4 protein-coding genes are annotated in these 13355 nt (G+C 32.0%); all 4 read right to left on the bottom strand.

Going from position 1 to position 13355, the window contains the following annotated elements:
• Positions 1-4 precede the first annotated feature (4 nt).
• The 4 genes from LPB302_RS05190 to LPB302_RS05175 all read right to left on the bottom strand — a co-directional run bounded on the left by LPB302_RS05190 (position 5) and on the right by LPB302_RS05175 (position 13181).
• Entirely contained in the window at positions 5-493 is a 489-nt protein-coding gene (locus LPB302_RS05190; protein WP_053972743.1) for a SixA phosphatase family protein, read from the bottom strand.
• 31 nt (positions 494-524) lie between these two features.
• Complete coding sequence (gene pdxH / locus LPB302_RS05185) at positions 525-1172, bottom strand: pyridoxamine 5'-phosphate oxidase (RefSeq protein ID WP_053972742.1); 648 nt, start codon at positions 1170-1172, stop codon at positions 525-527.
• 156 nt (positions 1173-1328) lie between these two features.
• Positions 1329-7112 (bottom strand): collagen-binding domain-containing protein, encoded by a 5784-nt coding sequence (locus LPB302_RS05180; protein WP_074613576.1) that lies wholly within the window; start codon positions 7110-7112, stop codon positions 1329-1331.
• Positions 7113-7397: 285 nt separating this feature from the next.
• Positions 7398-13181 carry a collagen-binding domain-containing protein gene (locus tag LPB302_RS05175; protein ID WP_053972741.1) on the bottom strand — a complete coding sequence of 1928 codons (5784 nt, stop codon included), beginning with the start codon at positions 13179-13181 and terminating at the stop codon, positions 7398-7400.
• Positions 13182-13355: the final 174 nt, after the last annotated feature.

Genomic DNA, 13355 nt, shown 5'->3' with positions numbered 1-13355 from the left:
GAATTTATTTATGATTTTTTGGAAATTCAACTAAAAAAGTTTCTCCTCTGCGAATATTTTTCCAATGTTTTTCTTTAAACTTAAGACCAATTATACCACAAGTTGTAACGTGTGCAATTGGTCTGTTTCCAAATTCATTTACAAAGGTATTAATACCATGATCATGACTAAAAATAATAGCAGAATTAAATCCATCATCTAATGCATTAACGGTCTTAACTAGATAGCCATCGCTAAAACTATATAATTGCCTTTTAATTTGAAGATTAAAATGAGGGAAACCAAAGTTTTCGCAGAAAATTACAGCTGTATGCAAAGCTCTGTTTGCACTACTAGAGATAAAAACATCTGGTTTATCAACCATTTTGTTAAGTACTTTAGACATTAAGTGAGCGTCTTTTATACCTCTCTTTTTCAATGGTCTGTCTATGTCATTTATTCCTGAATATTTCCAAGAAGATTTTGCATGACGAACGATATATAATGTTTTCATTTGGCGGATATTGAATTGTAAATATAAATATTTACGGGGCTAATCTTTCTAATTTCCAAGAAAAATCTTCTTGTAAGGTATATCTTATTCTATCATGTAATCTGTTTGGCCTTCCTTGCCAAAATTCTATAGAAATTGGTTTTGTCAAATAACCTCCCCAATGTTTTGGTCTTGGTATTTCTTTGCCTTCGAAATTTCTTTCGAACATATTTAAGTTTTTTTCTAGCTCTTCTCTAGATGATACTACTGTACTTTGGTTTGAAGCCCAAGCTCCAAGTTTACTTCCATCTGGTCTAGATTTAAAATAACCATCAGATAAATTTTCGGCTAAATGCTCGGCTTTACCTTTAATAATTATTTGTTGTTCTAATCCTGGCCAAAAGAACGATAAGCAGATATTATTATTTGCTTCTATAGCTTGCCCTTTTTCAGAAGTGTAGTTTGTATAAAAGATAAAACCTTCCCAAGTTATTTTCTTTAAAAGTACAATTCTATTCTTAGGAAAACCATCTTTGCCTATCGTAGAAATATTCATAGCATTGGTTTCATCTACGGTTTCAGAATCATCAGCATTTTTAAACCATGTCTGAAAAAGTTCCATTGGATTTTCTGGACAATTACTTTCTAGCAGTTCTTGTTTGTCATAAGATTTTCTGTAATTACTTAAGTCTTTAGCCATGTTAAAAATTTATAATGTAAAAATACGAAGGTTTTTATTGAAATCGAAAACATAATTTCCATAAAAAAAGAGCTGACTTACGTCAGCTCTTGGGATCAATAGTCTTAAATTAATACCCCTAAAAATTATTTCGACTATTGATGTCTTGCTTAGGTTTTATCTAAAAATAATTTTAGAAGTACCATAGTTTGTTTCTTTACTAGCTACTTTAAGTAACATAACTCCAGTTTTAACTTTAAAGTTAAAGTCTAGTTCGTTTTTACCAGTATTTAAGTTTACGTTTTCTTTGTAAATAGTCTTACCAGTAATGTCTGTTAAAGTAACAGTTGCTTCAGTATCTACTTGACTAAATAATAACAAGTTTACATTACCTTGAGAAGGGTTTGGATATGCCATAAATTCGTTTTCGAACTTCTCAATTTTATTTACAATTTGATCTTCTACTGCAATTTTGGTAAACTTCACGTCAGAGATTGTTAAATCTAATTCTTTAGTTTGGGCCTCTACAGGTAAGAAGGTAAATAATAATGTTGTTAAATCTTCAGCTGTTAAATTTTCTTGACTAGCACTAGATGTAAAGATGTCAAAAGGAACATAATAAGTTTGCTCTTCTTCAGATAAATCTACCATAACTCTATATTGTGCTTTCCAATCTTCGATAGATTTTTTAATTAAACCTAATTCAATAAGTCCAGAACCTTTAGCAGTGAAAGATAAATAGTTGTATTCAGAATAATCAGCAGCTAAAGTACCAGGTAATAAAGATTTGTATAATGTTAGGTAATCAAAGTCACTTGTTGCTCTAAGTGCTACGTTTCTATTGATTGCATGCTCATCATCTTGATAAGTTCTATCAAAACTATTAGATACAAAGTAATCTTTAATTTTAGTATAGCTAGCATCGAAATCTAATCCCCAGTTACCATCTGCATGATAAAAAGCATCTTCTACTTCACCATCAACTTTTACTAAACCATCATATTCATAACCATCAGCAATATCTACTCTTAATGTTTGCTCTAACTCAGTGTTTACTGGGTTATATCTAAACTTCACATTGTTAGCAGTCTCAGAGTAGATTTCTTCCATAGAAATCTCAGTGTTTAAACCTTTTTGAGTACTTCTTAATAATACTACCAACTCGTTTTTCTCTCTAGAGATTTTAGCAGCATACGTTTTAGGTACTTTCTGCACTTCTGTTTGAGTTACAGGAATAAATGCTTTTAAGTTGTTTAAAATATCTACTACTAATTTTTGAGTATCAGCAGGATTAGTTGTCCAAACTTGGAAGTTATACACATCATTAAATTTGATGTAGTTGTTAACATACCAGTTAGTTTGAATTGTATAATTTGTATCATTATTATTCTTAGCAGTTGCAAAAGAGATTGCGTATTCTACTACACCATTTCTTTGCTTAATACCTTGCATTAAGAAGTTGTAACCTTCTAACTGTACAGTTTGAATGTTTAAAATCTCAGCACCTCTTAATCTATCACAAGAAGCTTTGGTATGGTTATAGATTTTATCAGAAGTTTTTACTCCTAATACTACACCTTTTGTTTTACCATCTAAAGAGAAATCTACAGACAATACTTCATCAGCTACAGTGTAATCTAAGATATCAGTAGGAGAGGTTACATTAGCTACATTACCAGCTACTAACTCAGTAGGGAACATGTCTAACATAGTTTGACCTTTACCTTGGTAAGGCTGCTCAGCTTTCATCTTAGCTTTGTTGTAAAGATTTGCGTCAGATTTTACGAAAGTAGTAGGTACAGAATTCTTTTTTCTACCTACATAAATTTTAGAAATAGCATCACCTAAAGACTCAGACTCAACTCCTCCAGAATTACCTCCTGTTACTTCGCCTGAAGTTACTGTAGCAGGAACATCAATAGTTGTGGTACAATCATTACTTGTAGCAGTTACAGAAATGGTATACATGCCTGGATTTGTAAATTCGTAAGTTATTGGATTTTGGTTTTGTAATAAACCAGGTCCACTTTGGGAGCCATTACCAGGAAGTGTCCATGAGAAATCTGTAAATGAACTTGCATTATCTATAGTATATTGTTTTATAATTTTACCTGTTGGCGATGGTAAATTTACAACGCTTACAATTGGTTCTAAAACAGGTAAAACAGTTACTTGTTCTGTGTATGTACTTGTACCATAAATATTAGTTGCTGTTAATGCAACAGTATAAGTGCCTGGATTTGAGTATACTTTACTACTAACATCCATTGAAGTGCTTGTAGTTCCATCTCCAAAATCCCAAGAGTAGGTAATAGGTGCTTCTGGTTGTGGAACTCCAATTATTTGGGTTGTATTTGTAAAAGAAAAGTCATTTGCCACAAAACATTGTGGGTTAACGTTAATATCAAATCCTGAACTTGGTGCTACACCAACAAAAGTAGGACAAGTACTTGTTGCAGCAAATTTGTTACAATGTATAACACCTCCATCATGTGTGAAAGTTTTACCAATTACTTGACCATAGATATCTTCTTTATTGTTTACTTTTCTAATTTTAGAAGATGGTGCGAAAATAGTACCATAAATAGCTTCTGTACCTCTAATATTTACTTTATCTGAGTTGAAAAAATTATATAATATAAAAGGACTCTCTGCAGATGTAATTCCAATTTGTTCCCAAACATCCCAATTAAAATTACCTGGAGCATTTACATTAACAATTAAAACTTTGTTGGCAGAAGGTGAATTTTTGAAGGTTAAACCATCTACACTATTTAAATCTGAACCAGTTACGTTTAAATAATTTACACCATTATTTAAAATTATTTCTGTTTGACTAGTTAAGGTAGTATTAGTAATTGGGTTTGAATTATCATCTTCTAATGTTGCATTATTAGTATTAGAAGCCATGTTTGTACCATTGGCTCTTAAGCTTTGAAATGCACTCGAAAAGTCTATTAAATTAATTTCATAAACTGGATTATTACCAGAACTTACTCCATAAGTTGGAGAGTTATTATTCATTTGAATTCTTGAAGAAGAATTATAAGTTCCATTTGGAGTTACTCTCATATTTGCAGCTGCATTCTGCTCATCAAAATACCAAGCAACTGAACCACTGCTTTTACCAATTTTAGTATAGTAATTTGGGTTGACAACTGTTAATAATCCATTAGGATTTGAACCTCCTGCAGGACATGTTCCTGTTGTTGTTTTGGTAACTTCAAAATTATCAATCAAATTACCATAAGATAAATTGTTATATGGTTGACTAGATACCGATTCAAAAACGAAATATACAGTGTGTTCACCTGCAGGAACAGTGTAAGAACCAGTATAATTTACCCAAGCATTTTGATCTGTACTCATGGTTTCTTCTATACTAGCTGAGTTTAAAGAAACTCCTATTTTTACATTGGCAACATCAATGCCACGTCTTCCTCTATGCCAAATAGACCAATTTAAAACTGAGCCTGGTTCTGCACAAATAACCTGATATAATGCAGCTCTTTGATTTGCATTAATTTCTGCAATATAATTTCCTGATTGTGCATTTTTACCCTGAAAACCAGATTTCCAAATTTCAATTTTATTATCAGTAGCTGTTGTATACCAACCTGGAATATCTGCTTCGTCTTTTAATGTCCAAGTATTTGTAACTGCTCCAGTTTCAAAACTTCCATTATTTACAATTGTAGGATCTCCACAATTGCAAATATCATCAGCAGTGTTAATCACAGTATTTAGTGGATAGTTTACTTTGTTACCAACTAAAAGGCCTGTTTTTAGTCCATTTGTATCAAAATCTCCACAATCATCTGTAGCAACATTATAGTCTCCTTTAATATTTAAATTTCTACCAACAGCAACACTTCCTTTAGTTTCTGTTGATTTTACATTCATATTTTGCTCTACAAACACATTAAAACCTTGTGCAGGAGCTGTTGGGCTATCATTACAATCTACAACACTGCTTATACTTAAATTAACATTTGCAGTTGAAGTATCTCCATTACTATCAATAATAGTGTAAGTGAAACTATCATTTGCAGCAGAACCAGATGGTGTATATAAAATTTTATCATCTGTAGGATCGTTTGGAGTACCTGCATCATCTACTGTTACAGTGCCTCCATTAGCTGTGCTTCCACTTGGTAATACTATTGTGCCAGTATTAGGCCCATCATTACCAAAAGTATCATTATTTAAAACATCTAAACTATTGTTGTAACTGTTTTCATTTACGCTAAAAGTATCATCAACAGTAGTTGGTGTGTCATTTACAGATAATGTAAAAACAACTTCTTCTGGACAATTGTTATCAACTCCTATAATTTGTAATGTATAATCTCCAATATCTGCTATAGTTGCAGCATTTATATTTAAAGTAGTTGCTGTTGATAAAATTGTACTTGGTGCGCTATTTTTAAACCATTTGTAACTCAAGGTTCCAGATGTATTTGTACCTGGAGGAATTGTGTAATCTGGAGAACCAGCAACAAAAGTTGTAGTAGATATGGAAGATGCTCCAGCAGTAAACGTGGCATTATCAGTTTTATTTACTGTTGTACTCGTAGGAAATATAGTTATGTTAATTTGTTCGGCTGTAACTACATTAGTGCTAGTTGCTTGGCCAAAAGTTTCATTACCACCAATGGTTGTTCCAACAGCAGTCGGAATTCCATTATTATTTATTGTTGGTGGAAAATTTAATAAACTACCACCATTACTACCTCCTGCTAAAGTGTTGTTTACTTCTGATGATGTATATGCTCCTAAACCTTCTATAGCATCTGGACAACCATCATTATCTGAATCTGTGTCCTTACTATCAGGCAAACCATCACCATCTGTATCTCTATAAATACAATCTGATGAAAAATAATTAAATAAAACTAAATCTAAACCACCCAATGATGAGTTTGTATTTGTCGGAAAAGTTGTCCAATCTAATAAATTAGAAGTATTGTAATCTGGAGGAAAAATTGAATAACCATAAATGGTAGTGCCATTGGCAACTCCAAAATCTGCGAATGTAACAGCTCTTATTGCTACATCTTGATTTAGTGCTGTACTTGGTCTAAACTCAGTATCAGAAATTTCTTTTCTTAAAACTGTAGAGGGTAACTTTTCTATGGTTGTCATAGAGGCTGTAGTTACTCTGTAAACAGAACTGTAAGAAGTTGGTGTTCCATTACTGTCTATACTTGTAATAATTGCAATATCAATAAAATTGTTTTTTCCTCTTTCACCAACAGTTACATATTGGTTGTTGTTTGAGTTGATGAAATATCCATCATCAAAAACTACATCTACTCTTTCTATATTATTGTTGTTTTGAGAAGATGTGCTATTATCAAAAACATTATCACTTCCAACATTATAAAATCCGTGAGAAAAAGTTTCAGCCATATTACTTACTTCTGTAGTATGTAATTGGGTTGCGTTCGTTGTGTTTGTATGACCATCGTTTTCGATCCAAATAATTTGATTGGTAGGAGCAGAGCCACTTGTAGCTCTTCTAAATGTAATATTACCTACAGATGCATCTTCATCTACCTTAATGATATTACCAGAGCTCAACTCAAAACCTTCTAAACGTTTTCCTAAGCTTGTTCCGTAAGAAAGTGTGTAAGATGTATTTTGAGAAAAAGGTGATGCTGAGTTAGAAAAAGAATTTACAGTTTTACTAGAAGTAGTTTGTGGCTTACTGTCAATTATAAAAGATACAATTGAACCAGATGCTACTGTAGGACAGCTAAATTCATCTGTATCTAAAATACCATCATTGTCATCATCTAAATCGATACTATTTGATATTCCATCTCCATCACAATCTGTAGCATTTACACATTGTGCATTAATGTTTAAAGTCGAAAAGAAAATTAAAAGGAAAACTACCCCAATTTTGAGTATAGAAGTGTTCTTTTTATTAACCGTTATTCCATGTACGTAATCCATTAGGGATGTGTCATTTTAGTAGATTATAAATATAATCTAGTGTTGAAATAGGGTATTAATAAATTTTGGGGTAATGCAAATATACATTTTTTATTATTGATGCCATGTAATTTACGTGAAAATCAATTATTTAAATTTAAGAAGAGTGTAAAGATTATTAGTTTAAAGCTTATTTTTTAGGTTTTAACCATAAAAAAAGAGCTGACTTACGTCAGCTCTTGGGATCAATAGTCTTAAATTAATACCCCTAAAAATTATTTCGACTATTGATATTTTGCTTAGGTTTTATCTAAAAATAATTTTAGAAGTACCATAGTTTGTTTCTTTACTAGCTACTTTAAGTAACATAACTCCAGTTTTAACTCTAAAGTTAAAGTCTAGTTCGTTTTTACCAGTATTTAAGTTTACGTTTTCTTTGTAAATAGTCTTACCAGTGATGTCTGTTAAAGTAACAGTTGCTTCAGTATCTACTTGACTAAATAATAACAAGTTTACATTACCTTGAGAAGGGTTTGGATATGCCATAAATTCGTTTTCGAACTTCTCAATTTTATTTACAATTTGATCTTCTACTGCAATTTTGGTAAACTTCACGTCAGAGATTGTTAAATCTAATTCTTTAGTTTGGGCCTCTACAGGTAAGAAGGTAAATAATAATGTTGTTAAATCTTCAGCTGTTAAATTTTCTTGACTAGCACTAGATGTAAAGATGTCAAAAGGAACATAATAAGTTTGCTCTTCTTCAGATAAATCTACCATAACTCTATATTGTGCTTTCCAATCTTCGATAGATTTTTTAATTAAACCTAATTCAATAAGTCCAGAACCTTTAGCAGTGAAAGATAAATAGTTGTATTCAGAATAATCAGCAGCTAAAGTACCAGGTAATAAAGATTTGTATAATGTTAGGTAATCAAAGTCACTTGTTGCTCTAAGTGCTACGTTTCTATTGATTGCATGCTCATCATCTTGATAAGTTCTATCAAAACTATTAGATACAAAGTAATCTTTAATTTTAGTATAGCTAGCATCGAAATCTAATCCCCAGTTACCATCTGCATGATAAAAAGCATCTTCTACTTCACCATCAACTTTTACTAAACCATCATATTCATAACCATCAGCAATATCTACTCTTAATGTTTGCTCTAACTCAGTGTTTACTGGGTTATATCTAAACTTCACATTGTTAGCAGTCTCAGAGTAGATTTCTTCCATAGAAATCTCAGTGTTTAAACCTTTTTGAGTACTTCTTAATAATACTACCAACTCGTTTTTCTCTCTAGAGATTTTAGCAGCATACGTTTTAGGTACTTTCTGCACTTCTGTTTGAGTTACAGGAATAAATGCTTTTAAGTTGTTTAAAATATCTACTACTAATTTTTGAGTATCAGCAGGATTAGTTGTCCAAACTTGGAAGTTATACACATCATTAAATTTGATGTAGTTGTTAACATACCAGTTAGTTTGAATTGTATAATTTGTATCATTATTATTCTTAGCAGTTGCAAAAGAGATTGCGTATTCTACTACACCATTTCTTTGCTTAATACCTTGCATTAAGAAGTTGTAACCTTCTAACTGTACAGTTTGAATGTTTAAAATCTCAGCACCTCTTAATCTATCACAAGAAGCTTTGGTATGGTTATAGATTTTATCAGAAGTTTTTACTCCTAATACTACACCTTTTGTTTTACCATCTAAAGAGAAATCTACAGACAATACTTCATCAGCTACAGTGTAATCTAAGATATCAGTAGGAGAGGTTACATTAGCTACATTACCAGCTACTAACTCAGTAGGGAACATGTCTAACATAGTTTGACCTTTACCTTGGTAAGGCTGCTCAGCTTTCATCTTAGCTTTGTTGTAAAGATTTGCGTCAGATTTTACGAAAGTAGTAGGTACAGAATTCTTTTTTCTACCTACATAAATTTTAGAAATAGCATCACCTAAAGACTCAGACTCAACTCCTCCAGAATTACCTCCTGTTACTTCGCCTGAAGTTACTGTAGCAGGAACATCAATAGTTGTGGTACAATCATTACTTGTAGCAGTTACAGAAATGGTATACATGCCTGGATTTGTAAATTCGTAAGTTATTGGATTTTGGTTTTGTAATAAACCAGGTCCACTTTGGGAGCCATTACCAGGAAGTGTCCATGAGAAATCTGTAAATGAACTTGCATTATCTATAGTATATTGTTTTATAATTTTACCTGTTGGCGATGGTAAATTTACAACGCTTACAATTGGTTCTAAAACAGGTAAAACAGTTACTTGTTCTGTGTATGTACTTGTACCATAAATATTAGTTGCTGTTAATGCAACAGTATAAGTGCCTGGATTTGAGTATACTTTACTACTAACATCCATTGAAGTGCTTGTAGTTCCATCTCCAAAATCCCAAGAGTAGGTAATAGGTGCTTCTGGTTGTGGAACTCCAATTATTTGGGTTGTATTTGTAAAAGAAAAGTCATTTGCCACAAAACATTGTGGGTTAACGTTAATATCAAATCCTGAACTTGGTGCTACACCAACAAAAGTAGGACAAGTACTTGTTGCAGCAAATTTGTTACAATGTATAACACCTCCATCATGTGTGAAAGTTTTACCAATTACTTGACCATAGATATCTTCTTTATTGTTTACTTTTCTAATTTTAGAAGATGGTGCGAAAATAGTACCATAAATAGCTTCTGTACCTCTAATATTTACTTTATCTGAGTTGAAAAAATTATATAATATAAAAGGACTCTCTGCAGATGTAATTCCAATTTGTTCCCAAACATCCCAATTAAAATTACCTGGAGCATTTACATTAACAATTAAAACTTTGTTGGCAGAAGGTGAATTTTTGAAGGTTAAACCATCTACACTATTTAAATCTGAACCAGTTACGTTTAAATAATTTACACCATTATTTAAAATTATTTCTGTTTGACTAGTTAAGGTAGTATTAGTAATTGGGTTTGAATTATCATCTTCTAATGTTGCATTATTAGTATTAGAAGCCATGTTTGTACCATTGGCTCTTAAGCTTTGAAATGCACTCGAAAAGTCTATTAAATTAATTTCATAAACTGGATTATTACCAGAACTTACTCCATAAGTTGGAGAGTTATTATTCATTTGAATTCTTGAAGAAGAATTATAAGTTCCATTTGGAGTTACTCTCATATTTGCAGCTGCATTCTGCTCATCAAAATACCAAGCAACTGAACCACTGCTTTTACCAATTTTAGTATAGTAATTTGGGTTGACAACTGTTAATAATCCATTAGGATTTGAACCTCCTGCAGGACATGTTCCTGTTGTTGTTTTGGTAACTTCAAAATTATCAATCAAATTACCATAAGATAAATTGTTATATGGTTGACTAGATACCGATTCAAAAACGAAATATACAGTGTGTTCACCTGCAGGAACAGTGTAAGAACCAGTATAATTTACCCAAGCATTTTGATCTGTACTCATGGTTTCTTCTATACTAGCTGAGTTTAAAGAAACTCCTATTTTTACATTGGCAACATCAATGCCACGTCTTCCTCTATGCCAAATAGACCAATTTAAAACTGAGCCTGGTTCTGCACAAATAACCTGATATAATGCAGCTCTTTGATTTGCATTAATTTCTGCAATATAATTTCCTGATTGTGCATTTTTACCCTGAAAACCAGATTTCCAAATTTCAATTTTATTATCAGTAGCTGTTGTATACCAACCTGGAATATCTGCTTCGTCTTTTAATGTCCAAGTATTTGTAACTGCTCCAGTTTCAAAACTTCCATTATTTACAATTGTAGGATCTCCACAATTGCAAATATCATCAGCAGTGTTAATCACAGTATTTAGTGGATAGTTTACTTTGTTACCAACTAAAAGGCCTGTTTTTAGTCCATTTGTATCAAAATCTCCACAATCATCTGTAGCAACATTATAGTCTCCTTTAATATTTAAATTTCTACCAACAGCAACACTTCCTTTAGTTTCTGTTGATTTTACATTCATATTTTGCTCTACAAACACATTAAAACCTTGTGCAGGAGCTGTTGGGCTATCATTACAATCTACAACACTGCTTATACTTAAATTAACATTTGCAGTTGAAGTATCTCCATTACTATCAATAATAGTGTAAGTGAAACTATCATTTGCAGCAGAACCAGATGGTGTATATAAAATTTTATCATCTGTAGGATCGTTTGGAGTACCTGCATCATCTACTGTTACAGTGCCTCCATTAGCTGTGCTTCCACTTGGTAATACTATTGTGCCAGTATTAGGCCCATCATTACCAAAAGTATCATTATTTAAAACATCTAAACTATTGTTGTAACTGTTTTCATTTACGCTAAAAGTATCATCAACAGTAGTTGGTGTGTCATTTACAGATAATGTAAAAACAACTTCTTCTGGACAATTGTTATCAACTCCTATAATTTGTAATGTATAATCTCCAATATCTGCTATAGTTGCAGCATTTATATTTAAAGTAGTTGCTGTTGATAAAATTGTACTTGGTGCGCTATTTTTAAACCATTTGTAACTCAAGGTTCCAGATGTATTTGTACCTGGAGGAATTGTGTAATCTGGAGAACCAGCAACAAAAGTTGTAGTAGATATGGAAGATGCTCCAGCAGTAAACGTGGCATTATCAGTTTTATTTACTGTTGTACTCGTAGGAAATATAGTTATGTTAATTTGTTCGGCTGTAACTACATTAGTGCTAGTTGCTTGGCCAAAAGTTTCATTACCACCAATGGTTGTTCCAACAGCAGTCGGAATTCCATTATTATTTATTGTTGGTGGAAAATTTAATAAACTACCACCATTACTACCTCCTGCTAAAGTGTTGTTTACTTCTGATGATGTATATGCTCCTAAACCTTCTATAGCATCTGGACAACCATCATTATCTGAATCTGTGTCCTTACTATCAGGCAAACCATCACCATCTGTATCTCTATAAATACAATCTGATGAAAAATAATTAAATAAAACTAAATCTAAACCACCCAATGATGAGTTTGTATTTGTCGGAAAAGTTGTCCAATCTAATAAATTAGAAGTATTGTAATCTGGAGGAAAAATTGAATAACCATAAATGGTAGTGCCATTGGCAACTCCAAAATCTGCGAATGTAACAGCTCTTATTGCTACATCTTGATTTAGTGCTGTACTTGGTCTAAACTCAGTATCAGAAATTTCTTTTCTTAAAACTGTAGAGGGTAACTTTTCTATGGTTGTCATAGAGGCTGTAGTTACTCTGTAAACAGAACTGTAAGAAGTTGGTGTTCCATTACTGTCTATACTTGTAATAATTGCAATATCAATAAAATTGTTTTTTCCTCTTTCACCAACAGTTACATATTGGTTGTTGTTTGAGTTGATGAAATATCCATCATCAAAAACTACATCTACTCTTTCTATATTATTGTTGTTTTGAGAAGATGTGCTATTATCAAAAACATTATCACTTCCAACATTATAAAATCCGTGAGAAAAAGTTTCAGCCATATTACTTACTTCTGTAGTATGTAATTGGGTTGCGTTCGTTGTGTTTGTATGACCATCGTTTTCGATCCAAATAATTTGATTGGTAGGAGCAGAGCCACTTGTAGCTCTTCTAAATGTAATATTACCTACAGATGCATCTTCATCTACCTTAATGATATTACCAGAGCTCAACTCAAAACCTTCTAAACGTTTTCCTAAGCTTGTTCCGTAAGAAAGTGTGTAAGATGTATTTTGAGAAAAAGGTGATGCTGAGTTAGAAAAAGAATTTACAGTTTTACTAGAAGTAGTTTGTGGCTTACTGTCAATTATAAAAGATACAATTGAACCAGATGCTACTGTAGGACAGCTAAATTCATCTGTATCTAAAATACCATCATTGTCATCATCTAAATCGATACTATTTGATATTCCATCTCCATCACAATCTGTAGCATTTACACATTGTGCATTAATGTTTAAAGTCGAAAAGAAAATTAAAAGGAAAACTACCCCAATTTTGAGTATAGAAGTGTTCTTTTTATTAACCGTTATTCCATGTACGTAATCCATTAGGGATGTGTCATTTTAGTAGATTATAAATATAATCTAGTGTTGAAATAGGGTATTAATAAATTTTGGGGTAATGCAAATATACATTTTTTATTATTGATGCCATGTAATTTACGTGAAAATCAATTATTTAAATTTAAGAAGAGTGTAAAGATTATTAGTTTAAAGCTTATT

This window comes from Polaribacter dokdonensis (assembly GCF_024362345.1).
Taxonomy (GTDB): domain Bacteria; phylum Bacteroidota; class Bacteroidia; order Flavobacteriales; family Flavobacteriaceae; genus Polaribacter; species Polaribacter dokdonensis.
This window is presented reverse-complemented; position numbering and strand designations above follow the sequence as displayed.

Coding starts and splice junctions, on each gene's coding strand:
- LPB302_RS05175 (WP_053972741.1), bottom strand. CDS start 13,181: ATGGATTACGTACATGGAATAACGGTTAATAAAAAGAACACTTCTATA.
- LPB302_RS05180 (WP_074613576.1), bottom strand. CDS start 7,112: ATGGATTACGTACATGGAATAACGGTTAATAAAAAGAACACTTCTATA.
- LPB302_RS05190 (WP_053972743.1), bottom strand. CDS start 493: ATGAAAACATTATATATCGTTCGTCATGCAAAATCTTCTTGGAAATAT.
- pdxH (WP_053972742.1), bottom strand. CDS start 1,172: ATGGCTAAAGACTTAAGTAATTACAGAAAATCTTATGACAAACAAGAA.